The sequence below is a fragment of the Nostoc sp. ATCC 53789 genome (assembly GCF_009873495.1).
Classification (GTDB): Bacteria; Cyanobacteriota; Cyanobacteriia; order Cyanobacteriales; family Nostocaceae; genus Nostoc; species Nostoc muscorum_A.
Window position 1 is genome coordinate 7,244,067 of the sequence record NZ_CP046703.1, and the last position, 26,728, is coordinate 7,270,794.

Annotated in this window: 23 protein-coding genes and 2 pseudogenes; 15 read left to right on the forward strand and 10 right to left on the reverse strand. The window is 41.5% G+C overall.

All coding sequences use genetic code 11. The annotated features are described in order from the left end of the window. Positions 1 to 42: 42 nt before the first annotated feature. On the reverse strand, positions 43 to 327 hold the full coding sequence (locus GJB62_RS29885) for a type II toxin-antitoxin system PemK/MazF family toxin (protein WP_114080615.1): 285 nt from the start codon (positions 325 to 327) through the stop codon (positions 43 to 45). Next, entirely contained in the window at positions 312 to 554 is a 243-nt protein-coding gene (locus GJB62_RS29890; RefSeq protein WP_199346479.1) for a DUF2281 domain-containing protein, read from the reverse strand. The genes GJB62_RS29885 and GJB62_RS29890 overlap by 16 nt, the downstream gene beginning before the upstream one ends. A 284-nt stretch (positions 555 to 838) precedes the next feature. On the opposite strand from GJB62_RS29890, the gene GJB62_RS29895 reads away from it, so the two are divergent. The 10 genes from GJB62_RS29895 (at position 839) to GJB62_RS29940 (ending at position 12,305) form a co-directional block, all read left to right on the forward strand. Next, positions 839 to 1,030 (forward strand): bromodomain-containing protein, encoded by a 192-nt coding sequence (locus tag GJB62_RS29895; protein WP_114080614.1) that lies wholly within the window; start codon positions 839 to 841, stop codon positions 1,028 to 1,030. A 147-nt stretch (positions 1,031 to 1,177) separates the two neighbouring features. Beyond that, positions 1,178 to 1,729, forward strand: coding sequence for an alpha/beta hydrolase (locus GJB62_RS29900; RefSeq protein WP_114080724.1), 552 nt, complete (start codon positions 1,178 to 1,180; stop codon positions 1,727 to 1,729). 104 nt (positions 1,730 to 1,833) lie between these two features. Further along, a complete protein-coding gene (locus tag GJB62_RS29905) occupies positions 1,834 to 2,406 on the forward strand; it encodes an HdeD family acid-resistance protein (protein WP_114080613.1) in 573 nt (190 codons plus the stop codon). 185 nt (positions 2,407 to 2,591) lie between these two features. Continuing rightward, positions 2,592 to 4,748 (forward strand): family 10 glycosylhydrolase, encoded by a 2,157-nt coding sequence (locus tag GJB62_RS29910; protein WP_114080612.1) that lies wholly within the window; start codon positions 2,592 to 2,594, stop codon positions 4,746 to 4,748. Positions 4,749 to 4,851: 103 nt separating this feature from the next. Then, positions 4,852 to 6,126, forward strand: a complete 1,275-nt coding sequence (locus tag GJB62_RS29915) for a hypothetical protein (RefSeq protein ID WP_114080611.1) — start codon at positions 4,852 to 4,854, stop codon at positions 6,124 to 6,126. Between the two features lie 13 nt (positions 6,127 to 6,139). Further along, the gene (dcm, locus tag GJB62_RS29920) at positions 6,140 to 7,219 is read left to right on the forward strand and encodes a DNA (cytosine-5-)-methyltransferase (RefSeq protein WP_228038120.1); all 1,080 of its coding nucleotides are present in this window, start codon (positions 6,140 to 6,142) and stop codon (positions 7,217 to 7,219) included. A gap of 343 nt (positions 7,220 to 7,562) precedes the next feature. Beyond that, complete coding sequence (locus GJB62_RS29925) at positions 7,563 to 8,873, forward strand: efflux RND transporter periplasmic adaptor subunit (RefSeq protein ID WP_114080609.1); 1,311 nt, start codon at positions 7,563 to 7,565, stop codon at positions 8,871 to 8,873. Between the two features lie 152 nt (positions 8,874 to 9,025). Next, complete coding sequence (locus GJB62_RS29930; protein ID WP_114080608.1) at positions 9,026 to 9,766, forward strand: SDR family oxidoreductase; 741 nt, start codon at positions 9,026 to 9,028, stop codon at positions 9,764 to 9,766. A 403-nt stretch (positions 9,767 to 10,169) separates the two neighbouring features. Next, complete coding sequence (locus GJB62_RS29935; protein WP_114080607.1) at positions 10,170 to 10,883, forward strand: rubrerythrin family protein; 714 nt, start codon at positions 10,170 to 10,172, stop codon at positions 10,881 to 10,883. Between the two features lie 108 nt (positions 10,884 to 10,991). Continuing rightward, the gene (locus GJB62_RS29940) at positions 10,992 to 12,305 is read left to right on the forward strand and encodes an NF041680 family putative transposase (protein WP_159402443.1); all 1,314 of its coding nucleotides are present in this window, start codon (positions 10,992 to 10,994) and stop codon (positions 12,303 to 12,305) included. Positions 12,306 to 12,667: 362 nt separating this feature from the next. On the opposite strand, the gene GJB62_RS29945 is transcribed toward GJB62_RS29940, so the two are convergent. Continuing rightward, on the reverse strand, positions 12,668 to 14,725 hold the full coding sequence (locus GJB62_RS29945; protein ID WP_114080974.1) for a protein phosphatase 2C domain-containing protein: 2,058 nt from the start codon (positions 14,723 to 14,725) through the stop codon (positions 12,668 to 12,670). A 232-nt stretch (positions 14,726 to 14,957) separates the two neighbouring features. Between GJB62_RS29945 and GJB62_RS29950 the strand changes: the two genes are divergently transcribed. Both GJB62_RS29950 and GJB62_RS29955 read left to right on the forward strand, forming a co-directional pair. Continuing rightward, complete coding sequence (locus GJB62_RS29950) at positions 14,958 to 15,392, forward strand: NfeD family protein (RefSeq protein WP_114080975.1); 435 nt, start codon at positions 14,958 to 14,960, stop codon at positions 15,390 to 15,392. 99 nt (positions 15,393 to 15,491) lie between these two features. Further along, entirely contained in the window at positions 15,492 to 16,499 is a 1,008-nt protein-coding gene (locus tag GJB62_RS29955; protein ID WP_114080976.1) for an SPFH domain-containing protein, read from the forward strand. A 137-nt stretch (positions 16,500 to 16,636) separates the two neighbouring features. Here the strand turns inward: GJB62_RS29955 and GJB62_RS29960 are convergent, their stop codons facing one another. Next, positions 16,637 to 16,870, reverse strand: coding sequence for a pentapeptide repeat-containing protein (locus GJB62_RS29960; RefSeq protein ID WP_114080977.1), 234 nt, complete (start codon positions 16,868 to 16,870; stop codon positions 16,637 to 16,639). Positions 16,871 to 16,894: 24 nt separating this feature from the next. On the opposite strand from GJB62_RS29960, the gene GJB62_RS29965 reads away from it, so the two are divergent. After that, positions 16,895 to 17,464, forward strand: a complete 570-nt coding sequence (locus tag GJB62_RS29965) for a Uma2 family endonuclease (RefSeq protein WP_114080978.1) — start codon at positions 16,895 to 16,897, stop codon at positions 17,462 to 17,464. A 129-nt stretch (positions 17,465 to 17,593) separates the two neighbouring features. Here the strand turns inward: GJB62_RS29965 and GJB62_RS29970 are convergent. From GJB62_RS29970 to GJB62_RS29985, 4 genes and pseudogenes are all read right to left on the reverse strand, one after another. Next, positions 17,594 to 17,779 (reverse strand): annotated as a pseudogene (locus tag GJB62_RS29970) (IS701 family transposase); the annotation flags it as partial. A gap of 18 nt (positions 17,780 to 17,797) precedes the next feature. Then, a pseudogene (locus tag GJB62_RS29975) lies at positions 17,798 to 18,873 on the reverse strand (IS1634 family transposase). A gap of 44 nt (positions 18,874 to 18,917) precedes the next feature. Continuing rightward, on the reverse strand, positions 18,918 to 20,075 hold the full coding sequence (locus tag GJB62_RS29980) for an IS701 family transposase (RefSeq protein ID WP_245246049.1): 1,158 nt from the start codon (positions 20,073 to 20,075) through the stop codon (positions 18,918 to 18,920). Positions 20,076 to 20,138: 63 nt separating this feature from the next. Beyond that, complete coding sequence (locus GJB62_RS29985) at positions 20,139 to 20,543, reverse strand: Fur family transcriptional regulator (RefSeq protein ID WP_114080348.1); 405 nt, start codon at positions 20,541 to 20,543, stop codon at positions 20,139 to 20,141. Between the two features lie 144 nt (positions 20,544 to 20,687). Between GJB62_RS29985 and purS the strand changes: the two genes are divergently transcribed. Next, entirely contained in the window at positions 20,688 to 20,966 is a 279-nt protein-coding gene (gene purS / locus GJB62_RS29990) for a phosphoribosylformylglycinamidine synthase subunit PurS (RefSeq protein ID WP_012412776.1), read from the forward strand. Positions 20,967 to 21,092: 126 nt separating this feature from the next. After that, positions 21,093 to 21,767: a phosphoribosylformylglycinamidine synthase subunit PurQ gene (purQ, locus tag GJB62_RS29995; protein WP_114080347.1), complete on the forward strand. Its 675-nt coding sequence runs from the start codon at positions 21,093 to 21,095 to the stop codon at positions 21,765 to 21,767. 158 nt (positions 21,768 to 21,925) lie between these two features. Here purQ and GJB62_RS30000 read toward each other — a convergent pair whose 3' ends face one another. After that, complete coding sequence (locus tag GJB62_RS30000; RefSeq protein WP_114080346.1) at positions 21,926 to 23,509, reverse strand: HlyD family efflux transporter periplasmic adaptor subunit; 1,584 nt, start codon at positions 23,507 to 23,509, stop codon at positions 21,926 to 21,928. A 92-nt stretch (positions 23,510 to 23,601) separates the two neighbouring features. Continuing rightward, positions 23,602 to 26,610: a peptidase domain-containing ABC transporter gene (locus GJB62_RS30005; RefSeq protein WP_114080345.1), complete on the reverse strand. Its 3,009-nt coding sequence runs from the start codon at positions 26,608 to 26,610 to the stop codon at positions 23,602 to 23,604. Positions 26,611 to 26,728 lie beyond the last annotated feature (118 nt).

A 26,728-nucleotide genomic window follows, 5' to 3' on the forward strand; every position in this document is an offset into this window, starting at 1 on the left:
CTGTATAATTTCAATAATTTTATTAATCACCTCTGTTAATTTTTAAAGTTTTATTTGACCTGCTTGATATAAAACAATTTGTTTATCAGTAGTAAAAATTCGATTTGGTCTGATATTACTGGACTGATTTAATCGACCGTAGCTAAAATCACTATTATCTAGTTGAATAGCATAAATATCGCCAACAGCTTGGCTAGTAATTTGGCAAAGTATCAGATCATCTCCCTGAAGAGTAGCAATAACTAAAGCAGGTCTGCGTTTTGTTTGAGTTAAGTCCGAAAATGGAAATGGAACAATAACAACATCACCTTTTACAAATCCTGCCATGCTGAATCTTCCTCTGGCCTTAACCAATCTTTTTGCAGTGATGATTCACTCATAATGGTGATTTCTAAAGTTTTATCTTTCTGGTACTTGGCTTGCAAGAACTGAACAAAATCTAAAATCTCTTGTAACAGAGGTTCAGGTAATTTTTCTAGTTCTTGTGTAATCTGTTCTTTAAGCATAATTGTCTTATTTTGTGTTTCGGCAATATCTAAAATAATATTTATCATATCGGGTTTTGAATTAAAATATAAAACCAAACAAATTATGCGAGTGTAAAATTTTATATGACACTCAGCAGCGATCGCAGATAATGACAATAGTTATTAAATTTGCGATCGCAACTCCTGATAGCTTTAAAATTAAGGTTATAGAGTATTCTTACTTTAAGATGATGTAAAATTTGTACCCTCAGAATGAGCCTCTTCAACCTATAGTAGGAGTGTCATCTTCCATTAAGCGCCTACTATGAAGGACTAGGTAATCAAATCGCAGTATATCTGCCTTTCAAATTATGGACTGGAAGTACAGGTGGAAAAATGGCTATAAACCAAGCCGAGATGAAGCGGCAAAAAACCCTCATTTGTTAGATGAAAGTCAGTTCGAGAACGAGCAAGACCGAAAGCTAGCTGAAGAATCAGCAAGGAAGCATTTGGGTATACCTGCACCAACCTTAGACGAAGATCAGTCAATATTACCTCATTAGCTTCTTCTAATGAACAAGCTTGATAACGCCATTTCCAAAAAAGATTTTTGCAACAAATAAACTGGCTATAGGGGCGTACAGATGTACACCCCTAATTATGTATCTCTAGCACTATGTACGCTCCACACCATTAGGATGTTCGATAAAATGCAGATTTTTCAAATTTTCAATCGATTAAACAATAGTAAATTTACTAAGTTACTCAGTCAAACAGTAGCTTTAGGCGTAGGTGCTTTTGTTCTCCTCTCAACTACTAATGCTAATGCCGCCGAGCAAGTTGTTTTAAAGTATGGTACTTTTCAGGGGCAAGTTTCTGTTCAAGAATTAAGTCAGTTTACAGAAACAGGTAAGACTACTCCGACACTACAAGCTTATTTGGATGCCGCTCAACAAGACCCCGCAGTAGCTCGTAAGGCACTGATAGCCCCAATAAAAGCCGATCCTGCCTTTTTAAATAACTTACTGTCAAGCTGGGCAGGGCCAATTTTAGTTAACCAAATTGGTGAAGTAGTTCATCCCCCCGCAGGACAACTAGATCAACAGGCGCTGCGAAGTGCTTTAAGTACATCTATTCAACAAAATGGTGAAGTTACACTTCTTGGAGCCATTCAGAATTATCCTAATACTTCTGTTGAACTTGAAGGCGATCGCCTCATCTCTGTTTATGAACGTCTAAGCAGCCTGGCAGAACTTTTATGATGGCTAGTTACTGCTAAAATTTAATACCCATGAGTCTATCTTAGGGCTGTATTCTGTGACTGAAAAATTCCCTAACGTAATTGTAGAGTTAGGGAAAAGTTTATATGACAACTGACGTTTCTAGAAATATTAACAAGGATGTTAATGGAGCGCTGATAAGTGGTGTTCTCCTAAGTGTTTTGGGGGTGATTGCGATCGCAGCGCCTAACCTCTCGACCTTATTCGCTGAGACTTGGATTGCAGTAATTTTGATTTTCGCCGGATTTACAAAACTAGTTTATGCCACTCAAACCCGCCACCAAGGAGGTTTTATTTGGAAACTTCTATTGAGCGGACTCTATATTGCAACGGGTATAATGCTGTTTGTTTATCCTTTTACAGGTATTCTCACACTGACTCTGTTGCTTGGCAGCTTTTTACTGGCTGAAGGTACATTCGAGTTAATTCTGGCATTCAAGTTACGTCCGCAAGAGAACTGGACGTGGATACTAGGTGATGGCATTATTACACTGGTCTTAGGTGCAATGATTTGGTTCCAGTGGCCCTTCAATGCGCCCTGGCTTCTTGGTACACTAGTTGGTATCAGCATTATTTTCACTGGCATTTCACGCGTAATGCTGTCATTGAATGCGCGTTCTACCTCAAATCCTACTAACGAAGCTGCAAATCCTACTTAGTAGATGGGGAATGGGAAATGGGGAATAGGAAAAAGCAATGCCCAATGGCCCATTTCTAAATTTGAATCGTCAAAGTTTACTAAGAGATTGCAGCAGCGATGCCTAGGTTGGGCTACGCCTACGCCAAGAAAATTGCTAAATTAACTAAGGAAATCAAAATCAAGGCCAGCTAGCTGCAATCTACGATGGTATCTATTGCTACTCCCTTCTCGGATATCCAAAACCATTGGGCACGCTTATTTATTACAGCCTTAGCTCAACGTGGTATTGTCAGTGGGTCGCCGAATGGCACATATCGACCCGATAATTCACTCACTCGTGCTGAATTTGCCGCCATCATCGCCAACGCATTTGGCACAGTTACCAAGAAGCGGCAATATGTACCTTTTGTGGATGTACCCATAAATTATTGGGCAGCAGCTGCCATTCAAACAGCTTACGAAAAAGCATTTATTAGCGGGTTTCCTGATAAAAGTTTCCGCCCCGCCGAGCGAATTACTAGGGCGGAAGTTTTAATTTCCTTGGTAGCGGGCTTAGAACTTGCCACCAAGGTAAAACCAGACCTCCTCTCAACACTCCCACAAATTTATCAAGATTCTATTCAGATTCCTGGGTATGGGAGAAATCAGGTAGCTATTGCCACTAGTGCTGGATTAGTGGTTAGTTTCCCAAATATCAAATTACTCAATCCCAATCTTGCAGCTACCCGTGCAGATGTAGCAGTAATTATTTATCAAGCTTTGGTGTATTTAGGCAAAGCGGAAAAAATTGCCTCTAGTTACTTAGTGCAGCCGCCAACACTAACACCAACGCCAACGCCAACACCAACGCCAACGCCAATACCAACACCAACGCCAACGCCAACGCCAACGCCAACACCAACGCCAACACCAATACCAACACCAACGCCAACGCCAACGCCAATACCTATACCCACACCCGCACCTGTCGGTAGCGTTAGGGTAAATCATAGTCGGGAATTTCGGGGGGCGTGGGTAGTATCTGTGTGGAATGGTGATTGGCCTTCCAAGCCAGAACTTTCTGTTGCTCAACAGAAAGCTGAACTCACTGAGATTATTACTAAATTACAAGCGCTAAACTTCAATGCCCTGATCTTTCAGGTGCGACCGGAGGGAGACGCTTTATATGAATCGCAATTAGAACCTTGGAGTGCTTGGATTACAGGAACTCAGGGGAAAGCACCAGAACCATTTTATGATCCTTTAGCGTTTGCGATCGCAGAATGTCACAAGCGTAATATTGAACTCCATGCTTGGTTCAACCCTTACCGCGCCAGCACTTCTACCGACCCAGCTAAAACAGTACGTCCCCACATAGCAGCGACTAATCCAGAAAGCGTTTATTTGTGGAAAACTCAACGCTGGATGGACCCAGGATTGAAAATAGTTCAAGATAGAGCTTACAACGTCATTCTCGATGTAGTGAAGCGCTACGATGTTGATGGCATTCACTTAGATGATTATTTCTATCCATATCCCATCGAGGGACAACCTTTCCCCGATAACAAAACTTATGCTGCATATCAAGCAGCTGGTGGTTCACTCAACCTTGGCGACTGGCGACGGGACAATGTTAACAAAATGGTACAGCGTCTCTGGCAGGGAATTAAAGCAGCCAAACCCGATGTGAAATTTGGTATCAGCCCCTTTGGGATTTATCGCCCCGGACAACCTGCTGGCATTACTGGGTTAGATGCTTACAACGTATTGTATGCTGACTCGAAAAAATGGTTAGAAGAAGGCTGGATTGATTATATTGCGCCTCAACTTTACTGGCGCACAGATCAAACACAACAAAGTTATTCAGCATTGCTACAGTGGTGGACACAGGTAAATACAAAGCAAAGACACGTTTACGCTGGTAACAATCTGACAGAACCAAGCAACAAGAGTCGAGAGAGTGATGAAATTGAAAAGCAGGTGAAAATTAGTCGTAGCCAAGCTGGACGGTTGTCACTGGGCAATATCTTCTTTAATCTCGGTGTTTTGACAGAAAATAGTCAGGGTATTGCTGATAAATTCCAAAGTCTGCTTTATAACAAACCTGCGCTACCGCCAACTTTGCCTTGGCAAGATACAACGCCACCCCCTCCACCCATTGGATTACAAGTCAATAACCGCAAACTGAGTTGGCAGCCTGGAGATAATCAACCAGTTCGTTCTTGGACACTTTATCGGCAAACTGGCGATACTTGGACAATTCAGCGAATTTTGTCTGCTGGCACAACCTTCGCTACCGTTCAACAAGCGGGAACTTATGCTGTATGTGCGGTGGATAGATTGGCTAATGAGAGTGCGGGAACTGTGATTACAGTGAGTTGAACAAAGATGCTGTCTATGAGTGCGATCGCTGTTATGCTCTTGTGTAGTATGAGTATCGTAGCTACGCCCGTCGTAGACATCGCATCTTTATCTTTGAAGAATAGTGCAAAGTAATAAACCTGAACCACTTAAAACCGATTGGATAGTCAACCTTTTAGGAAGAGTGAAAGCTCTGGAAGTAAATCCCCATGAAGAAGTATTAACCTCAACTCTGGTTGAGCAAGCTTTGGAAAATGCCAAACGCACTGCTACCAATCCTGGTATATCATTGGCAGCAACTTTTGATCTGATTGTAGCTGCCGAATATTATACAAAATTAACCAATAAAGGATGGCTTTATTGTCCAATAAATAATATTCCTCTATTAATTTACCCATACACTAATACTTGCCCAAGATGTGTTTTAAAAGGTAACTTTTACTATCATCAGGCAAACAAATTACCATCTGGAACTATTGGCAAAACCACAAGTCGTTTGCTCTGTGTATTTCTAAAGCATTTATTTAAAATTAATTCGAGGAACTTAAAAATTTATCATGGTGCTGAACCAGTTGATGTAATAATTCATGATGAAAAAGAGAGTATAGTCTTACTTGCAGAAGTAAAAGCCGCACCATTGACAACACTTGCTCTAGCTGCAAAGGTTGAGGTACAAACCGAGATGGGAGAAAATGGAGAACCAATACCTTGTTCGCACTCTCCTACAGACAATTCATTCCTGGCATCATCTAACTTGCATATAATTCTGCCCAAGTTAGAAGATAACTACTGGAACTATGAACTTGTGGATTTAGGAATAAAAGCAAGCCATAGTTCTCCGACTTGGGCATACGAACAAATTGGCAGAAGTTTTGGTCTAGATAATCAACTATTTTATCGATATTTTCAGTTTTGGAATATTGCCTATTCTGCGTATAATAAAGCAGCACGGGGTAGGGGAACTATACCTGAAACAGTTTATTGGTTAACAAATGCTTGTGGACAACCTACTCCTAGACCTTTAACTTGGCCATTGAGAAAGAGTGGTGATGGGTACGAATCCGTCTCTGATGGTAAATCTAGCGTAGGAATGGACAGAACTGATGATATTAAAAAAGGGATTTATCAAGTCTTAAAAATTGCTGCTACAGGAAAGCCAAAATATAGTCAAATGGTAGTAAAAACTGCTTTGCTGTCTAACATTCATGCTGTGCGTCACTATAATGATTACCTGCTCGAACTTCAGGATGTTATATGGACACTAGATGAAACAGGAAAAGCGAAAAAAGTTGCAGATTTGCCACCTGAAAAAGAGATTTACAATCTTTTTGATGGTATAATCACCTTCACCCAAAGCCATGTGAGAGATGACTGGATTTCAGAAAATTTCCAATTTTAATAGTCCGTGCAAATTGGTTGCAAATCACATTGCTAGACGGGTTGGTTCAGATGTACAAAAGCGGATCGATGCCTTAAAAATTGGGCAAAAAATGCAAGACTTGCCTGAAGAACTTTGGCACGATAGCTTTAAATTTTATCTCAAGCAAGATCCAAATCGTCAAGGTGGCCCAAATTTAAGAATAATTCGTCTTGATCCAGATAAACCTTCATTAACGGTGACGGGGTACATTTTCAATAAATTTGTTCATCCCTATGAAAACCGATTTATTACTGTACGAGAGGCAGCTCGTTTACAAGGCTTTCCTGACAATATGAAATTTGAGGGAACGCTAACAAGTACTCAGCTTCAGGTAGGTAATGCTGTACCTGTACCGCTTGCAGAAGCTGTGTTTAAATCTTTAGTTCAACAAGCAAAGTTGTTAGGATTTGAAAATCGTTCCCTCAAAGCTTTCAGCGTATTTAGTGGCGCAGGAGGTATGGATATTGGTGCTTATCTTACAGGCAGTATAGAAACTAAGGTAGCTCTCGATAGTTGGTCAGATGCTTGTGCAACACTGCGTGGTTTTTTTGGTGGTCATATTTGCGTTTTGGAAAAGGATATTTCTACTGTAGAAAACCCGTTAAGTTTATGGCAAAAGTTTTCCGGTGAAGTTGAGAAACCAGATATTGTCTTTGGAGGGCCACCTTGTCAAGCTTTCAGTCAGGCAGGTAAACAGAAAGGCTTTCAGGATGATCGAGGTGGTATGATTTATGAATTTTTACGTTTTGTCGAACATTTGTACCCGCCATTTTTCGTTATGGAAAATGTATCTAATCTCAAAGGGATTGCAGGTGGCACACTATACCAGCAAATTTGGGACAAAATGGCGAATTTGGGTTACAACATCTCAATCGGTGTACTTTTAGCTGCTGATTTCGGTACTCCCCAATTAAGGCGGCGATTATTTTTTCTTGGTTGCCGAAAGGACATTGGTAGTATTCGCTTACCTTTATCTACTCATAGTCCTGAACTTGAATTATTTGGGCTACTACCTTACGTAACTGTTGCTAAGGCTTTTGTTGACTTGCCAGAAGCAGAGTTCAGCCGTTAATTTTATAATCGGAAGCTTGGCTATAAATACTCTAAAGTGATTGAGCTACGGTCAACTAGCTATGTAATTAACTAACTTAATATTATTGACTCACGGAACTAACCGACTTTGTGCGGTGCAATTACGGCTATGCCAGCCTCACCAAACCTTTTCCATTACTATAAGTGGATGAAAGATTAGGGATTAACCTTTCGGTAGATTAAGACAGAATCATCAAAACTGTATATTTGGATGGGGTAACACATAATTTGCCACAAAACCTCATGCTAAATCAGTAATTTCAATATAAACAGATGAAATTTTGATTGAATTCTAGTTAATTTGTTCCTTATCCTCATAAGCCATGACATCCCCTGAGCCTCAAACTGATTTTGGAGAAAAAGCTCCACAAACCTCATTTGAGCCACCTTCTGGAAAACGGCGGTGGCTTTGGTTATTTTTAGCAGCACTACTATTGTTAGGGGGCGGAACAGCTCTCGTTTGGCGTTTGCTCACTCCGCAAAATTCAGCGCCTTCAACTACTAACGCTCAACCTCAAGGGGTAAGAGTCAAAGTATCCACAGTACAAAGCGGCATAATTGAGGAAAGTTCAGATTTTATTGCTAGCCTAAAATCCCAGCGCTCAGTCATCCTCCAGCCGAGGATTCAGGGCCAAGTTAGCCAAATATTTGTGAAATCGGGAGATCCAGTAGCCGAGGGAGCGGCAATTATACAGGTAGATCGTACACCACAAGCAGCGATCGCTCCTAACAATGCTGCGCCTCAAGCATTTTTATTGCAACTGGAAACTGCCCGCACTGTACTGAAATCTCTAGAAGCCCAACGAGCATCATACGTTGAGAATGTGCAATTGTATCAGCAAACCTACGAAAAATATTCCACTCTAGCTGAACAAGGAGCCGTTTCTCGACAGACTCGCAATCAGTTTGCTGATCGACTTGCCAATGCTAAAACTAGTCTTGATGCAATTGATTCCAGGATTCAAGCCCAAAGAGCCAATATATTGCAGGCTGAAAAAACCTTACAGCAAGCTAATGTAAATACTCAAACACAACAAATCCAGTCTGACAAAATTACCGCTCCTTTTAGTGGCACAGTTGGCAACATTGCTGTGAAAGTAGGTGATTTAGTTAATACTTCCACACAATTAGTTAATCTCACGCAAAATCGGCCTTTAGAAGTCAACATCTCTGTGCCACTACAGCAAGGGCCGCAATTGCGTAAGGGAATGCCAGTTGAAGTAATGAATACACAAGGTCAAAAGCTGGGTAGAAGTAGAGTATTTTTCATTGCGCCTACTGCTAATAACGAAACACAAGGGATACTTATCAAAGCACTTTTTGACAATCCTAACGGTCAGCTACGTGCAGATCAATTGGTAAGGGCTAGAGTGTTTTGGAATCAGCGCCCCGGAATTTTAATCCCCACAACTGCAATGACTCGTGTAGGTGGCGACACTTTTGTGTATGTAGTTGAAACCGAAACATCTCCCCAAGGTATATCTCAACAAGTAGCTCGACAAAAGCGCGTGAAGCTAGGCGAAATCAAAGATAATAATTACCAAGTTCTTGAAGGATTACAACCAGAAGATAAAGTTATTATCTCAGGGTTGCTCAATCTTAGAGATGGTGCTGCGATCGTTCCAGAATCTTAATTAAAGGGAGTGGGTAGAGACGCGATTAATCTCGTCTCTACTGAGGATTGGGCAAGTGGAGGACAAATGACAAATGACAAAATTTAACCTTAGTACAGTACTTTAACAGCAGATAATCACTTTGTTGCTCCAAAATAAAACTAGATTAATCTATGTCATCTTTATCGGGGAAAGTTGCAATTATCACTGGTGCATCGCGGGGAATTGGACGAGCGATCGCACTAAAATTAGCTGGTAACGGCGCATCTATTGTTGTCAACTATGCGGGTAATGCAGCCAAAGCACAAGAAGTTGTTGCAGAAATTGAAAAGTTGGGAGTAGAAGCGATCGCTATTCAAGCCGATATTAGCAAAGTACCCGACATCCAACGCCTGTTTGAGCAAACACTTGAACGTTTTGGTAAAGTTGATATTTTAGTCAACAATGCCGGAATCGCCTTCTATAAAACAATTACTCAGGTGAGTGAAGAAGATTTCGATGCGATTTTTGCTATTAATGTCAAAGGTACTTTTTTTGCTTGCCAACAAGCCGCGCAACACCTATCAGAAGGCGGACGGATTATCAACTTTTCGTCATCAACTACGGTGATGATGCTGCCAACTTATAGCGCTTATGTAGGAACCAAAGGTGCTGTTGAACAAATCACGCGGGTATTAGCTAAAGAATTGGGTGCAAAAGCGATCGCAGTTAATGTTATTTCTCCTGGCCCTACCGATACAGAACTATTCCGAGAAGGCAAAACCCAAGAACAGATAGATCGTTTGGCTCAAATGGCTGCTTTTGGCAAGCTGGGAGATGTGCAAGAAATCGCCGATGTAGTAGCCTTTCTCGCTAGCGATGAAGCCAGATGGATCACTGGGCAAAATATCCGTGTAAACGGTGGAATCGCATGAGATAATTAAAGCTCTCCTCATCAACCAATACAGTTCAGATAAACTCAAAACACTTGTAGAGACGGCGATTTATCGGTTCTCAAAAACCCAAAATTTTTGCCAGTAGCCCTTAACCCAAGCGTATTGCCTCATAAACGCGATATTCTCCGTTTCAAAACCTCAGCTAGTAACCTGGGCATTGCTAGTCCTGTTAGGGTAGGCGAAAATTAGACTGCTACTCCGATTCATTCGAGCTTTTTACTCGAATATAATTGTCCAAGAGCAGCTAACAAAACGGATTGCTAAATTATGGGCTGAAAAAGTTTGTATAAACCGTTTCTAGCTTATACAAAGAACGCCTAGTTTATCCGGTTGTAGAGTCTGTGTTTTCGTACTAAATATCACTTCCCTGTCATCCAAAATTATGGATTTGTCCAACTTTACTACACTTCAAAACTTAGAAGCTGCCTTCGGTGGTGAATCGATGGCAAATCGCAAGTATCTGTTTTTTGCTGACGTAGCGCGTCAACTTGGGTTTCCAGACTTGGCAAAACTTTTTAAAGAAACAGCAGATCAAGAAACTGAACACGCTTTTGCACATTTTAAGTTGCTGCATCCAGAACTTGTGGTAGAAAATGCGGCCGCTTTAACTGATGAACAAAAACGAGAAATTATATCTCGCTGTTTATCTTTGGCAATTGAAGGCGAGACTTATGAATATACTACAATGTATCCAGAGTTTGCCGCCGATGCCCAACGCGATCGCGACAATCCTGCGGCTGAAGAATTTCTCAAACAAGTTAAAGAATCTACCGATCATGCCAACACATTTCGAGAAGCTGCACACCGTTTTGGCTTGCTAAAATTCATCGAAAATTACCATGCCGATCGCTATGCTGAAGCCTTAGAAGTATTAAACGGAGGACAAACAGCAACTAGAGTTGCAGGTGAAGATCCTAAAACTCGGAAATGGATTTGTAGACAATGCAGTATGATTTACGATCCTGTTGCTGGCGATCCCGATTCTGGGATTGCACCTGGTACACCTTTTGAAGAAATTCCTGATGATTGGGAATGTCCGATTTGCGGCGCTAGCAAAAAAACTTTTAAGCCATTTGAGGAAAAAGTTGCAGCTTAGGACGGCAATTAATTACTGGAGTTTGGACTAAAAAGCTAGAGAAAAGCAGTCAGCAGTAACACTGACTGCCGTAAAGTCAATGAAAGTAATCGATAAATCATTGACGTGATGATCCTGACACAACTAGAAAAATTCCGCCAAGGTATCTACGATTGTTTGGGAAAGGCCAAAGATGCAGTATTTGAATTGATGGATGCAGTATTAACAAGTCCGAGTATCCCATCGTTTGTAAGCTTGTCACAAAGCCCAGTATTTCGACGGCAATGGTCGAGCATTTATGCAGCACTACATGATAGTCGTCCACCAAAAAGAAAACTGATGAAGCTACTGGTACAGGAGGTAGTGACGGATGAACAGCCATTTCTAGCAGGAGATCATAGCTTTTGGGCAAGACCAGAAGCGAAGACACTAAAAGAAAGAACTTTTCATGGGGACTCCAGGGGAAGCATAGGCATCGGACAAAGTTACAGTACGTTAGCGTGGATACCAGAAGCGGATGGGAGTTGGGCATTGCCGTTAAAGCACGAACGGATCACCAGCTTTGAAACGCCAACAAGTAAAGCCGCATTCCAACTTAAACAAATAACCCGTGAGTTAGGCAAAAGACCGCTTGCTGCTTATGACCGAGGCTACGGCAACGCCAAATTTGTCCAAGCCACGGAGAAGATTGACGCAGACCTGTTGCTGCGTTTAGCTTCTAACCGATGCGTATGGGGTACACCCGGTACTTACAAAGGACGAGGCGCACCGTGTAAACATGGTCATAAGTTTAAGTTCAATGACTCGGAAACTTGGGCAGAGGTAACTGAAACTCTAGAAGTTGAAGACCCGCAAGTTGGTCGAGTAAAAGTCATGCGCTGGAGTGGGTTTCATTTTCTTCAATCTCCAAACCGGGCAATGGAAATCATTCGCGTCGAGGTGATCCAACCAGTTGGACGCAATCGTAAGTTCCAACCCTTATGGCTAGCTTGGTTGGGTCAGACAATGCCTCCATTAGAGGATCTCTGGCAAAAATACCTCCGCCGCTTTGCTCTAGAACATTGGTATCGATTTGCCAAGCAGAGGTTATATTGGACACAGCCTCAGCTTGGCTCTACTCAGGCAGCAGAGCGATGGAGTGACCTGATGCCATTGTTAACTTGGCAATTATGGCTAGCTAGACTTGCCTGTATTGATTCCCCCTTGCCTTGGCAATCGACTCAGGATAAACTGTCTCCAGGACGCGTAGCACAAGCCTTTCCTCTAATTTTAGCCACTATTGGCACTCCTGCTCAACCCCCGAAAACTCGCGGTAAATCACCTGGGCGTGCCCAAGGGCATCAGCCACCTTCGCGTAAGCGTTATCCCACTGTCAAAAAACACGCATCTAAAAAACCTAAAACCGAAGAATCACTTAAGAACGCTGATCTAACTGCTGCTTAGTTTCTGCTTCTTTTTCAACGATTCAACTTAACTCAGCCTCTAAAAGAAGTTGGGTAACTTTTTCTTGCTTTCTATTCATTGCTGCTAAATGCCAATTAGTCCAAACTCAAGTAATTAGGCACTCTTTTTAGCATATAAACGCGAAGCGTCTTAAGGATACTTCGCGTTTTCGATTATTTATCGCAACAGAATTCAGGAGTCAGGATTCAGATGGGCTAAATGCCCCGCTACCGCTAACAGAATGGATTGTGACCGAAAAAGCTTATAGTGCAACGCTTACGAATATCTTAATTCTGACTCCTGAATTCTGACTTCTGAATTCTGACTTCTGAATTCTTCTTCAATGTTCTCAAATTAGCAAGCTAATTCCCCGGTGGACACAATTGCTGCACTTTTTGAGGAAGTTGCCGACACATTTGCTGGAATCCTTGAGGATTAATTTGCCACCAAGCAAATAATCCTAAACTTGTACCTCCTACAAGCAACGCCAATATTCCCCCCAGCATTACCAAGCGTTTACCCCGATTAGGTTTTGTAATTAAGGTTGGTGGAATTTCTGGGCTTGTAACTGATTCCTCTGAAGTATCTAAATGTAGATCCAAATCTAGATCCAAACCTAGATCCAAATCTAGCAAAGTTTGCGGACTTTCTGTGAAGGAAATTAATTCCTCTTGTTCCTGTTGTTCCTCTAATTCCTGTTGTTCCTCTAATTCCTGTTGTTCCTCTAATTCCTCTTGTTCTTCTTGTTCTTCTTGTATCTCTGCTTCTATGATTTCTTCTGGTAACGCCGGAGTCACAGGTACTAAGTATTCGGGAGAAACACGGCAATGAGTGAGAACAACTGACGTATTATCACGCCCATTTTTTTCGTTTGCCAAGTTAATCCAGTTGCGGACAGCATCTTCAACTGTCATCTGGTCTTTTAACACGGGTATTGCATAATCTTGCCAATATTGTTCCACCCTGTTATTATCACTTAACCCATCAGAACACAGTAGTAATATGCCATCTTCTTCCACAATAAATCGCTGAATCTTAAGACGTAAAGATTCTGCATTTCTTGTTCCCAACGCTTGAGTTAAGGCAGTAGCATCTGTTCTTATTAATGCTTTTCGATACAAACTTTTGGCAAAGCGGACTTCTCGCGTCGCCACATCATCATCTACTGTGAGTAGCTGACAATAGTTGCGAGTAATCCAATAGGCACGGCTATCGCCAACATTAGCCAAGTAAAGTTCATGGGTATTATTTGATTGCCACCCAGTACTTGTCTGTACTCGCTGTGGAACTTGCAACGCCATGACAATGGTTGTAGCCATACGTTCTTTACCTTGACGTTTTTGTTCGTTATTGCGGGCACAAATCACATTATTTACCACCCGTAAGCTTGCTTCTAATTGTTCCTGCAATAACTCTGGTGATACAAGTGCAGCTTGTTCTGTAACCTCCGCTAGTAAGGCGCGAATTTGCAACTTTACAGACTGCACTGCCAATCTACTGGCAACCTCGCCGCCTTCGTGCCCACCAATGCCATCACAAACAATTGACAAGTGGGAGAATAAAGGCTCATCTAAGTCATTCAAAGTATTCGGGTAGCAAGCGTCTTCATTTTGCGCCATAATTGGGCCAATATCTGTAAAACCTGCCACCTTCAAAACTAGTGGAAATTCTGCCGCAGATGCTAGTAATAAACCATTGAGTTGAGTAGCAACATCATCCAACTCAATTTCCGTTTCACACATATCCTGGACTATGTTCTGCAACCCTTTAGCTACTGATGTCTTTGCAGAAGCTACCCAAAACTGCCAACACTCCCCCAGATTTTTTAAACTCAGCTTCTCATCTTCTGGTGTTTGGTAGAGTTCTAACAGTCGCACACACCAACCTTGGACTCTCAAGTTGTCTACCACCAGTAAACTGCGGCTAAGTCCTAATTCTGATAAAGGTGTCCAAAGTTGAAGAATTTGCCACAGCCAATAAACTTGTCGTACCGCCGTTGCTTGCTCCCAAGCCTCAACAATAGTTGGATAGATATTTCCTGTGTCATCTATCGGCACATTTTCTAATAACAAGATATCAGTTGTATCTTCCTCACCATCACTAGCAAACCCATAAGCTTGGGGCAGATGTAACCGTTCTTGATATAACCGTAGATAAGGAATTACTTCCTTCGGTAATTCTTCAGGGACATCTGGTGGTAGTCCTGGTTGAGTATCCAGCCAAATCTGGCGAGTAATTACTCCATATCTATCTGCTACTTTTGTGCCTGGTGTAATTTGAGCAGACAATGAGCCAGTAGCCCAAAGATAGCGGTGAACCAAGGGAGTTTGGCAACTTGCACAAACACGATCTCCAATAGGGTTAATGGGGCTATTACAGCCTGGATTTATACAATAAATTGTCAGTTGAGTAGAAATCATAAAAGTATAAATTTAAAAACCAATCAACTCATGAATTTCGATTACATTTAGCTGGCAATGGCTTGAAGGCTAGAATAGACTGGATTTGTGTACCGCTAGCTACACCTGGTTACTGAAAGTAATCAAAATTATTGGTAAAAAGACCAAGTTTTGCTTTCTGTAAATAACTTACGTCTGGCTGTATCTAATCGTAGAAATGGATTTACGTCAATGTAGAGTCTAGGATGGCACTATGCCAAGTTTGACCTTAATCTGGCTTCTGGCGGGAGCAGTTTTGTGTCTCATGGAACTGTTCTTACCATCGGCGTTTGTCGCCTTCATGATGGGAATTAGCGCTTTTGTGGTGGCGCTGCTGTCTGGAGTGGGTTTGGGAAATGTATGGTTGCAAGTTGTAGTTTGGCTATTACTTTCCACATTCCTAATCGTGCTTTCTCGTCGGTTTTTGCAACCACGACGACGCAAATCAAAAATTCAGGATGCAGTCATAGCCGAAACTTTAACAGAAATTCCGCCTGGTAAAACAGGGCGGGTATTGTATGAGGGAAATTCCTGGCAAGCACGATGTGACTATGACAAATTTACTGTAGCACCCCATCAAAGAGTTTATGTGGTTAGGAGAGAGGGTACTACTTTGATTGTGATACCAGAAAATTTGTTGAATTCTTAGTTATTGGGAATGGGGAATTGGTTATTTTCTTTATTTCCCCATCTCGTCCATTTCCTACTCTCTTTAACATTTAATACTTAAAAAATCAGGAGATTCACAATGGAACAGTTTTTTTTGCTCGTACTTTTAGCCCTTGGTGGTTCTGCCGTCGCGGGATCTGTGAAAGTCGTCAATCAGGGCAATGAAGCTTTGGTGGAAAGATTGGGTAGTTATAACAAAAAACTGGAACCAGGACTAAACGTGATCTTTCCTTTCATAGATAAAATTGTCTACAAAGAAACTATCCGCGAAAAAGTCTTAGATATTCCTCCACAACAGTGTATCACCCGCGACAATGTTGGCATTGAGGTAGATGCAGTGTTTTACTGGCGCATCGTGGATATGGAAAAAGCCTGGTACAAGGTAGAAAATCTCCAGGCTGCAATGATAAATATGGTGCTAACTCAAATTCGCGCTGAAATGGGGCAACTGGAGTTGGATCAAACTTTTACTGCTCGTTCTCACATTAGTGAACTTTTGCTACGGGATTTGGACGTTGCTACCGATCCTTGGGGTGTGAAAGTGACACGGGTAGAACTGCGAGATATTATTCCATCTCAGGCAGTGCGAGAATCGATGGAATTGCAAATGTCGGCAGAACGACGCAAACGGGCAGCAATTTTAACTTCTGAGGGTGAACGCGAAGCTGCTGTCAATAGCGCCAGAGGTAAAGCTGACGCGCAACTTCTGGATGCGGAAGCTCGTCAAAAATCGACAATTCTGCAAGCGGAAGCTGAACAAAAGGCGATCATTTTGAAGGCTCAAGCGGAACGTCAGCAGCAAGTTTTGAAAGCGCAGGCGATCGCAGAATCAGCAGACATTATTGCCCAAAAACTCCAGACTAATCCCAATGCCAATAAAGCAGTGGAAGTTCTGTTTGCTTTGGGCTATCTGGATATGGGCGCGACAATTGGTAAAAGTGATAGCAGCAAGGTCTTGTTTATAGATCCACGTACTATCCCTGCTGCTTTTGAAGGTATGCGTTCCGTTATCTCAAATGGTCAGGTTGACTCTAACGAGTTATTTTCTAAGCAAATACCAGGATTAGAAAATAACCGCCCTAGTTAAGAATGAAGAGTGGGGAGTGGCATTGGTATTAACTTAAGTTTAAAACCCTTTTCAAACCTCGTTTCCAGTCTCAGACTGGGAACGAGACAATCACAATTATCTACTGACAACCTTTTTCAGCTATTCTTCCTGATAATTCACCCATAGAGGTTAACTTCGCTAAAATCGGCATTATCGAGGTCGTTCCTCAAAATAGCACCACTAAGGTCAATAATGAGGATGGAAGCCTCCAGATTGATGTTACTGAGGTCAAGACCTCTGAGCAATCCTTCACGGGAGTCCTCAATGATAACTTTCGAGAAATCTCGCTCTCCAGCAGCATATCTACTCAACAATTCTTCAACAGTAATTCTTTGTCTTTTGACCTTCATTTTTCAAAATCATTACTGTAAATTATGACGTTATCTATTCAGCCAACCACAACACTAAGTGTAGAAAAGTTCTTAGAACTACCAGAAACAAAACCAGCAAGCGAGTATTTTAACGGGCAAATATATCAAAAACCTATGCCACAAGGAGAACATAGTACCTTACAAAGCAGTTTAGTCACAGCTATTAATAAGATTGCTAAACCGCAGAAAATTGCTTATGCCTTTCCTGAATTACGCTGTACATTTGGAGGTCGTTCAATAGTACCAGATATTGCCGTTTTTGAATGGCAAAGAATTCCATTGCTTCCTAATGGAAGAATTACAAATAAATTTGAAATTCCTCCAGATTGGATAATTGAAATTCTATCACCGGAACAATCACCCAACCGAGTTATCAGCAAAATTACATTTTCTATTCAAAATGGAGCAAAGCTAGGTTGGTTACTAGATTCTGCTGATGAGTCAATCATGGTTTTCGAACCCAATAAATTACCAGAATTAAAAGAAAAGCAAGATATTTTACCCGTTTTGAGGGTCTTGGAAAATTGGCAATTAACAGTTGTAGATGTATTTAATTGGTTGAGTTTTGTTTGAATAAAGCATTTATTCCAGCAGAATTTGGGAGTTGGAATTCTGAATGGGCTACACCCCGTTGCGCTAACAGAAGTAAAGTACGTTTTATTCCTGTCATAGAATTGGTATGATTATCCCTGTTTTGTCACTCTAGGCAGAGGAAAAGTAGAAATCAGGGTGAGTTAGGGAAATAAAAATTGAACTAGTTAGGTTATAAATAATAGATTGAAGTTTAGAAAAGCCCAAAGACAATTGGGGAATATGAAAAACTGTTAACCAGGGAAATATTAAGTTAAATAAAGTAAAAGGTTGAATTGTCAAACGGAGATTATTAACCCACATTCCGCAGGTTAGTTAAGAAAGAAGATAATATTTTCGACAAGGAGCGCCAAAAAACTGAAGAATCCATTGCCTTTCATGGGTTAAGTTGGCAATTTGCTTGATTTGGGAGACGGTAACCAAATGAATTGACATAAAACATTGGAACACCCAACGTAAGGTGGGAGTAGAAGTTGGTTTACCCAACTGATTATCAATAGTTTTTTTTGCCCGTTCTAAGGCTTGACGTAAAGCTCTTTGACCCAGACTATAAACAAGCAAGCACAAACCCATAATCATTGCTAATGCGGCAACTCGCTCAGTCGAATTGAGAAAGACACTGGAAGTAAAAAATAAAGGGTCTTTGAGAAATCGGAAACCACGCTCAGTAGACTGCTGTGCCTTATATTCACGTAAAACATCTTCATCGCTGAGTTCTTCGGCATCGAGGACATTGGTCGCTAAAATAAATCTTCCAGCGCGTTTGGTTTCGATGGCGATGGCTATTTCCTTGGGTTCTAGCGTGGCATCGACTTGGTAGTAAAAGGTAGGGGCAGCATCCTTACTGGGTCTACCACGTCCAGTATGTTTTTTTACTTCCTTAACCTGGATATTAGCCAGTTGGTGTAAGGGCAACTTAGAACTGAGCCGTTGTGCCGCAATCAGAGCATCTTTTGAGCAAGCAAATTCTTGGTTTGACAACTGCCGAAGTTCGGATTGGGCAACTGGTAACTTTTTAATTAAACGTTTTTCCAACTGCTTGAGGTCAGCTTCTTTTCTGGCTTGACTTTCGTTAGTCCCGCCTCATATAATTTGTCCAATACTCGACCCAAACGGTCATCGTTTAAGTGTTCTGGACGTATTCCTTCTCCTAAAAGATGCTCGGTAGCTTTGCCTACGAAAAACTTTTCAAACAAATATAACGGCGCACTCACGAATCCTAATCCGTTTAAAATCATTGCTTTTACAACTTGACCTGCACTGATGATTTCTTGAGAGTGAGTTCCCAGCAGTCGGTTAATTTGTTCTACTAAATTCATCTCATCACAGATGCCTGCGACTATGCCGCAGTGGTCAATATCCTGTACCCTGATATTTAATGATGCTGTCATGCTTCTAAAATGCAGCATTTAGGTCATTTTCAAAAATACAGCATTTACGAGCGCACCTGCGGAATCTGGGTATTAAGAATATTCTTCCAACCTTTACCATCATCCCACCAGGGGTGTGAAGCTAATTTTGATGGAGATTTGGGTAGAGAAGACTGCATTTCTTCAGAGTGTAGACTCACCATTAAGTAGCTACTACAAACAATCTCCCACCAGCGTTCAATATCCGCATAATGAGTCAGCCGATAATCTGCCCAACCTAATTCATTTTTACTTTGCTTCAAGCCATATTCAACCCAAGTTCTTAAACCATAAAAGTTTCCTACATCTCGCTTGTTAAGGTCTGGGTATTTACTCATCACATACCAAGTAGTATTACCAGGTAATTTCTCAATGTCAGTAGTAATCTGCCAATATCTTTTTTCTTGTCGCTTGCCGTGAATTATTTCTCTGATATAACGATTTTCACTACTCAGGTCAGAAAATACACGCTTGAATCTCTGCCACTCTAAATATTGAGTATGCTGTCTCGGAAGTAAATCTACAGAATGGTTTGAGCGAATCGCTACTATATAGTTTAGATTCATTTCATCTAACAAAGATATGAAATTCGTCCCACTTTCCCCATATAAACTATCTGCCAGTACCAAATTGAATTTAAAGCCCATTAATTTTAGCTTCCGCATCAGGATTGCTGCTATTTGTGGCTTAGTTAAATACTTATCTTCTGGCTTTAATCTTTCACGAGGCTTATATACTTCAAACAGTAGTGGAAAAGTCATCCCGCAGAACACGCCATACGCTGTCACTGCTACAATTCCATTCTCTACTTTTCCCAAGTTTCCTATATACTGCCGTTTCACATAATCTGTCTTATTCCCTTTCTTTTTATCTCCTGTTTCATCAATAATCAGAATGATTGGTCTACCTTTTAGTACTTGTAAAATTAGCTCTAATCGCAAAGCTCTTAACTTCTCTATATCCCACGGTGATGTAGTTAAAAAATGATGCAAACCTTGTTGGTTATCCAATCCTACAATTTTTGCTATTTCTGGTAAGGTTTTCCTTTTTAGTTCAGAAATAAACCCTACATGAAGGTACTTAAAAGCCTCGAAGCTCCTAACATCTGGAAACAGGCTTTTATACCACTGGCAATATTCGTCCACAAATTTTACTGTTGGTGCGGCTGGACGGGGCTGTACCATACTCTGTGTCTTGGTTCTAGCATTTGTACCTTATTATACTACTGCCAGAGTGACAAAACAGGGTTATTGACCAGTCCCAGTAGCTTGATTTACTTGGCATTGGCTGCATAATCCAAAAAACTCTAGGGTGTGGTAAAAAACTTTAAACTTATGGCTAGATTCTAACTGCTCTTCTAAATCATGCACGGGGCATTGATGAATCGGAATTGAGACACCGCATTGCAAGCAGGTAAGGTGATGTTTGTCTTGCTGGGCTAGGCTATAGAGGGCTTCACCATTAGCCAAATTCCGTACTTGTACTATGCCTTCGAGTTTTAAGGCTTCTAAAGAACGGTAAACTGTTGCTAAACCCATACTCTGATTTGTATTACGTAATTCTACGTAAATATCCTGGGCAGAAATGCCTTTTTTGATGGTTTTCAGCAGGTTGAAAATACGCTCTTGACTGCGGGTGCGTATAGCTCTCATAGACAATTATTTAAATATGCCACTTGTAGTTGAAGCTGTTAGATGGGCTAATTGATCAATTAACTTTAACGGCTTCGTAATCTTATTTTCACTCAGTTGGAACAGAAAGTTATAGTATAGCGATCGCAGCATTCAGCAAAAGCCGTGCAAACCAAGTATCTAGCCAAAATTTTTGTGACGCTTCGTCCTTCAGTCTTAGACCCTGCTGGTGTGGCTGTACAATCCGGTCTTCAGCAACTGGGATACGATAACGTTGACCAGGTGCGGATTGGCAAGTACATTGAACTCACCATCACCTCGACTGAGGAAAAGAAAGCTCGTCAAGACCTCGATCGCATTTGTGACCAAATGCTAGCAAATCCCGTAATTGAAAATTACCGCTTTGAGTTAATTGAGGTCGAAACCCAAACGGGGGTCTTTTAGGGCATTGGGCAAGAGGACAAGGGGAAAAACTTGTTTCAAGTTCTCACCTCTTGTCCCCTTGTCCCCTTGTCTCCCCTGCCCCCTGCCTCCCCTCACTCCCCATTCCCCATTCCCCATTCCCCAATCATGAAATTTGGTGTTGTTGTTTTTCCAGGTTCTAATTGCGATCGCGATGTTGCTTATGTAACCAGAGATTTGCTTTTACAACCAACTCGCATGGTTTGGCATCAAGAAACAGACATTGCTGATTTGGATGTCGTCATCATCCCTGGTGGCTTTAGTTACGGAGATTATCTGCGCTGCGGTGCGATCGCACGTTTTTCACCCGTGATGCAACAGGTTGTTGAACACTCTCAAAAGGGTAAATTTGTCATTGGTATTTGTAATGGTTTTCAGGTATTAACTGAAGCTCGACTTTTGCCAGGGATGTTAACCAGAAATCGAGATTTGCATTTTATTTGCGATCGCGTCCCCTTGAAAGTTGAGCGTACCAATCTCTTATGGACGCAAGCCTATACCAATAGTGAAGTTATCACTTTGCCTATTGCCCACGGAGAGGGACGATTCTACGCGGATGAAGCGACTCTGGCAGAAATTGAAGATAACGGGCAAGTCGTGTTTCGTTATGAAGGCGAGAATCCCAACGGTTCACTGAACAACATTGCCGGGATTTGCAATCGTCAGGGCAATGTGTTGGGGATGATGCCGCACCCAGAAAGGGCATCTGACGCAATGCTGGGCAATAGTGATGGCTTAAGGCTCTTTCAGGGCTTGTTAGAGAAGGTAGCCGCATTAGCGTAGAGCAAATATGGGGCGACTAGATTAGATATTTGGCGATCGCTATCTGTAGAATAATCTTCAGAAGGCGATCGCTACATCACATCATGTCCGCGTAGAGAGCGTCATTACGAATTACGTTAGCGTAGCGGGGCGAAGCCCATTACGAATTACGAATTATTTCAACGTACCTCTTTAAGACTATCAATTTGCTTGGTAAACAACTCAGTGAATAAACTAAGCACAGTCCGTTCTTCGCGTACTTTTATGTTGGCACTGATTGACATACCTGATTGCAATGTGACGTTTTTACCCTTAATTACTAAAGATTGTTTATCCAATGAAATTTTTGCCGGAAATCTATAAAACTGATGTGTTTGGTCTGGCGGTAATGCGTCTGATCCTATCCCCAGCACTTCCCCTTTGATATCGCCAAATTCGCTGTAAGGAAAAGAATCAATCCTAACATCTACCTTCATACCTTTTCGCACAAAACCGATATCTTTGTTAGTGATGAAAACTTCAGCTATATAGTTTTCCTTTGGGACAATTTGCAGCATTTTTGTCGTCGGGTTCGCTACAAATCCAGGGTTTTTTGCTTGTAAATCGAAAACTGTTCCACTTACAGGCGCACGAAGTTCTTGATATTTAACGTTTAACTGTGTTTGAGAGATTTTACTATTGACATCTGCTAAACGCTGTTCATTATCTAGGATAACTTTCATAAATTGGCTATCGATTGCTGCAATACGCTGTTTGTTATCAGCTATCTTATCCAAAACGTTTTTATCAGAAACAGCCACCGTATTGCTTAATTCTTGTTGTCCCTTTTCTATATCAAACTGGAGGCGCTTTTCTTCCTCACCTAGTTGTGCTACTTCCGCCGTGCGGTTTTGTACTTCTTGTTGCTGATTGAGATACTGAAGTTGAGAAATACCACCTTCTTCTGATAATATTTTCAGTTTATCTAAAATACCCTGTTGAATGGCTAAACTCGCTTTACTATCTTCCAGCTTAAACTTATTCTGAGCTAGTTGTTTTTTGATTTTCTCTACTTCCAACTGTGCCGCAGCAGAACGAGAATCTAATTCTTTTTTGGCAACTCGTAGACGTTGTTGCTCATCAATTCCTAAAGTAGAATCTCGGCCAGAATTTCTTAATTGAGTTCGTAATAAGTCATTTTCTTCTACTAAAGCTACCCGACTTTTCAGCAGAAAAGCAGTTTCTTGTGGCAAATTACCGCGCAAATACAAAATTTCAGATCCCGCCGCAGTACTTGCCCCCATTAATCGCCGATAAATTTGATTTTCTTTAATTAATGCAATACGGATTTTATTCAAAGAATTTAATTCGGCAACAGTGGCTATGGAATCAAAAGTCAGCAACAAATCCCCTGACTTTACCTCTTGTCCATCTTTCACATTAACTGTTTTCACAACTCCACTAACAGGAGCCTGAACTTCTTTGATTGTTCCTTGCGGCTTTAATTGCCCTGTTGCTGGCACTACTTGCTCAATTTTCGCAAAATAAGCCCAAGCAATTCCAAAGCAGGCTAACCCCATGAGAGTAACCATAATTGCCCGCGACCAAACTGGAGATTGACGCAAGACAATTGCTTGCTCAAATTCCTCACTACTGGAGTTAATTAAAGACTCTTGAGCAGCTTTCTGTTGTTTTGTAAGTACCGGTGAATCTTGCTTGACTCCATTTTTCTGATTCCCGTTTTTCTGATTGCCGTTGTGGTGATTCCCATTAAGTTGAGTCATAACGATTTTGGGTTTTAGATTTTAGATTTTGGATTTGTTTTTGGGTGGACACTGTTCAAATTATGTAATGCTATGCCGCCAAGAATAAGTAACTACAAGTTCACATCTTGTTGCTGATACAGATAATAATAATGACCTTTAGTAGCCATTAATTCTTGATGGCTACCTTGTTCTATAACCCTACTATTATCCATCACAACAATCATGTCTGCATTACTGACCGTATTTAATCGATGGGTAATAAAAAATACTGTATCACCCTTAAATGCTTTAGCTAAATTGAGACATATTTGCCGTTCTGTGGGATAGTCTAGGGCGCTAGTTGCTTCATCTAAAACTAATAATTTTGGTCGTTGTAAAACAGAACGAGCGATCGCAATTCTTTGTCGTTGTCCACCTGAAAGTGCAGAACCCCGTTCTCCCACCCGTGTGTTGTAACCGTTGGGCAAGTTCATAATAAACTCGTGAGCGCACGCAACCTGAGCCGCTTCGATGATTTCTTCGGTTGTCGCATCGGGATTCGTCAGAGCAATATTTTCTTGAACGCTACCGTCAAACAACAATGTTTCTTGGGGAACTACGCCAATTTGTCGTCGCAGTGAATAAAGTTCGACTTTGGCAATATCATAACCATCAATCAAAATTCTGCCGGACTCAGTTTCGTAAAGTCTCAGCAGCAATTTCATCATCGTACTTTTACCCGATCCACTTTGTCCGACGATGCCGATAAATTTTCCTGGCGCAAATTCGAGGTTGACGTTGGAAAGTTGCAGAGGACCACTCGTCCCAAATCGAAAGGAAACATTTTCATATTTTACTGCTCCCTTAATCGTCGGTAAGGGGATGTTGTAGCGGTCTGTTTCTCCTTCTTGTGGCGTATCGACAATATCGCTTAAACGTTCTAGAGATAAGGCTGTTTCTTGGAAGCTTTGCCAGAGTTGAGCTAAACGCAATATTGGGCTGGTGACGTAACCCGATATAATTCTAAAGGCAATTAGTTCGCCTAAAGTTAATTCTTGTTGCAGTACTAAATAAGCTCCTACCCACAAAACCAGTAAACTGCTGAGTTTGTTGAGAAAGTTACTGGTGGAGTTAGCGAGGGTAGAAGTTACAACCGTTTTAAAACCAGCAGCGACAAACCGAGCGTAACGCTCTTGCCAAGAAAAGCGCGATCGCAATTCGATATTTTGCGCTTTTACGGTTTGAATTCCTGACATCACCTCCACTAAATAAGATTGAGTTTCGGCGTTGCGTTCGGCTTTAGCACGTAACTGTCTACTAATGGTGGGAGAAGCAATTAAGGTGATCACGATAAACACGGGAATTGTGCTTAAGCCTACCAAGGTGAGTTGCCAACTGTAAATCAGCATTACACCGATATACACCACCGAGAACAGAGCATCTAATCCCACTGTTAAGGCAGTACCAGTTAAAAATTGGCGAATATTTTCTAATTCGTTGATGCGAGTGGAAAGTTCACCCACCGGTCGGCGTTCAAAATAACGCAGTGGTAAACGTAATAAGTGGTCAATAATTTGCGACCCTAAACCCATATCGATCCGGTTAGTGGTATCGACAAACAAGTAAGTTCGTAAGGTAGTCAGTACTGCTTCAAATAATCCGACTACTAATAGTAAAATCCCCAAAATATGTAATGTACCAATACTATTTTGAGTGATAACTTTGTCGATAATTAACTGAACTACCAGAGGATTTGCCAAAGCTGCCAACTGCACGAAAAAGGAGGCGATAAAAACCTCGATCAACACTCGACGGTGCTTTGACAAATATGGCAGAAACCACCTTAAACTAAAACGTTCTTGGGGTGTTTGGTTGGTAGCACTGAGCAGTAATACTTTAGCTTGGGGCGGAAAGTTGGTTGGATCAACATCTAATTGTTCAACCAATTGAGCAGGTTTACAGCGCACAATTCCTTTGGATGGGACACCCACAACCACGGTATTTGCATCTGCCGCATATAAAACTGCAAAATTATCACCATAGCGAATCAATGCTGGTGTAGGGATACGCGTTACGGAGGAGACTGGTATTTCTATTAACTGCGCCTTAAGTCCGATTAATTCTGCCAGGTAAGCAGTAACTTGAAACGATATAAGACCCTGACGTTTGACTTGCTCAGTTAAGATGCGGCGAACCACTTCTCGACGAAACGGTATTTCTAGGTGCTTCGCAATCATTTGGAAGCAGGCGAAGGCTGTATTTAATTCTCCCTTACCACTAAAAAACGGGTATTTTTGTTTTGACGAACTCTTTGAGGTATCGGGGACTGGCTGGGGAACGATTTCGTCTGATGCGTAAGGGATATCTAATTCATCATCATCTTGGCTATCTACTTGGGTGTTATTTACCGCCAGTACTATCTGATGACTGTCTTCTAAGATCAAATCTGAGGGATGGATACCAACCAACCTGGAAGGGTTTTGACCTATGACCTGAATCTTGTCTCGATCGTCGTCTGCTTCTAGGCGATCGCCAGGTGATAAATTCGTGATTGTACCACCGCCGCTTACAAACCAGACCTTTGCGCTATCCAGTTGGTTAAATGCAGTTTTTCCTGGAGGTAAGTAATGGATTTTTGCCTGTGGTAAGGCTTTTTCTGTAAGTTCTCTGAGATTTAAAGTTGCGATCGCTTGCTTTTGCCAATAGGAGCCGAGAATATCAAAAACTTCTATCAAATAACTGCGATTCTTGCGAGCTTCGGCAAAAGCTGGGTATGAAGCGAGAAAACTAAAATATGCCGATGCACTCAAGGTTAAACATACTACTTCGGTAGAGGCGATCGCAGTCTCGCAGGCAACATCACGCAACAAACTAATTTCGCCGATAATTTCTCCAGGTTGCAGCAATTTTAGGGTAATTGGCATTTGCGTCTGGGGATCGTATCCCAAGAGGCGCACTTGTCCCTCATAAATAATGGTGATGCGTTCCGGGAGACTTTCTTTACCAATGATTTTTTGACCTATGCGATAGCGCCAGGCTTGCAGTTGTTCTGATAGATTAGCGATCGCTCCATCGGGTAACTGTTCAAACCCTTCTATGGTAGTAAGAAATTCGGGAAAAGTGTTCTTAATATAAGTCATATAAAACAACTAAAAGTGAGGAATTAAGTCGAAAATATTAGGGAGTATCTCTTTTACTAACAGTGGTAGTGTTTGGTTTTATGCTAGTAGTGGCAAGACTTCTGTACAATTCAGGTGC

What these genes read in the sequence shown, in the direction of transcription:
- GJB62_RS29940 (WP_159402443.1), top strand. Translation starts at nt 10,992, where the DNA reads ATGATCCTGACACAACTAGAAAAATTCCGCCAAGGTATCTACGATTGT.
- GJB62_RS29890 (WP_199346479.1), bottom strand. Translation starts at nt 554, where the DNA reads ATGATAAATATTATTTTAGATATTGCCGAAACACAAAATAAGACAATT.
- GJB62_RS29925 (WP_114080609.1), top strand. Translation starts at nt 7,563, where the DNA reads ATGACATCCCCTGAGCCTCAAACTGATTTTGGAGAAAAAGCTCCACAA.
- GJB62_RS29905 (WP_114080613.1), top strand. Translation starts at nt 1,834, where the DNA reads ATGACAACTGACGTTTCTAGAAATATTAACAAGGATGTTAATGGAGCG.
- GJB62_RS29980 (WP_245246049.1), bottom strand. Translation starts at nt 20,075, where the DNA reads ATGGTACAGCCCCGTCCAGCCGCACCAACAGTAAAATTTGTGGACGAA.
- GJB62_RS29985 (WP_114080348.1), bottom strand. Translation starts at nt 20,543, where the DNA reads ATGAGAGCTATACGCACCCGCAGTCAAGAGCGTATTTTCAACCTGCTG.
- GJB62_RS29945 (WP_114080974.1), bottom strand. Translation starts at nt 14,725, where the DNA reads ATGATTTCTACTCAACTGACAATTTATTGTATAAATCCAGGCTGTAAT.
- GJB62_RS29960 (WP_114080977.1), bottom strand. Translation starts at nt 16,870, where the DNA reads ATGAAGGTCAAAAGACAAAGAATTACTGTTGAAGAATTGTTGAGTAGA.
- GJB62_RS29950 (WP_114080975.1), top strand. Translation starts at nt 14,958, where the DNA reads ATGCCAAGTTTGACCTTAATCTGGCTTCTGGCGGGAGCAGTTTTGTGT.
- purQ (WP_114080347.1), top strand. Translation starts at nt 21,093, where the DNA reads ATGAAATTTGGTGTTGTTGTTTTTCCAGGTTCTAATTGCGATCGCGAT.
- GJB62_RS29930 (WP_114080608.1), top strand. Translation starts at nt 9,026, where the DNA reads ATGTCATCTTTATCGGGGAAAGTTGCAATTATCACTGGTGCATCGCGG.
- GJB62_RS29935 (WP_114080607.1), top strand. Translation starts at nt 10,170, where the DNA reads ATGGATTTGTCCAACTTTACTACACTTCAAAACTTAGAAGCTGCCTTC.
- GJB62_RS29900 (WP_114080724.1), top strand. Translation starts at nt 1,178, where the DNA reads ATGCAGATTTTTCAAATTTTCAATCGATTAAACAATAGTAAATTTACT.
- GJB62_RS29895 (WP_114080614.1), top strand. Translation starts at nt 839, where the DNA reads ATGGACTGGAAGTACAGGTGGAAAAATGGCTATAAACCAAGCCGAGAT.
- GJB62_RS29885 (WP_114080615.1), bottom strand. Translation starts at nt 327, where the DNA reads ATGGCAGGATTTGTAAAAGGTGATGTTGTTATTGTTCCATTTCCATTT.
- GJB62_RS30000 (WP_114080346.1), bottom strand. Translation starts at nt 23,509, where the DNA reads ATGACTCAACTTAATGGGAATCACCACAACGGCAATCAGAAAAACGGG.
- GJB62_RS29910 (WP_114080612.1), top strand. Translation starts at nt 2,592, where the DNA reads ATGGTATCTATTGCTACTCCCTTCTCGGATATCCAAAACCATTGGGCA.
- GJB62_RS30005 (WP_114080345.1), bottom strand. Translation starts at nt 26,610, where the DNA reads ATGACTTATATTAAGAACACTTTTCCCGAATTTCTTACTACCATAGAA.
- GJB62_RS29955 (WP_114080976.1), top strand. Translation starts at nt 15,492, where the DNA reads ATGGAACAGTTTTTTTTGCTCGTACTTTTAGCCCTTGGTGGTTCTGCC.
- GJB62_RS29965 (WP_114080978.1), top strand. Translation starts at nt 16,895, where the DNA reads ATGACGTTATCTATTCAGCCAACCACAACACTAAGTGTAGAAAAGTTC.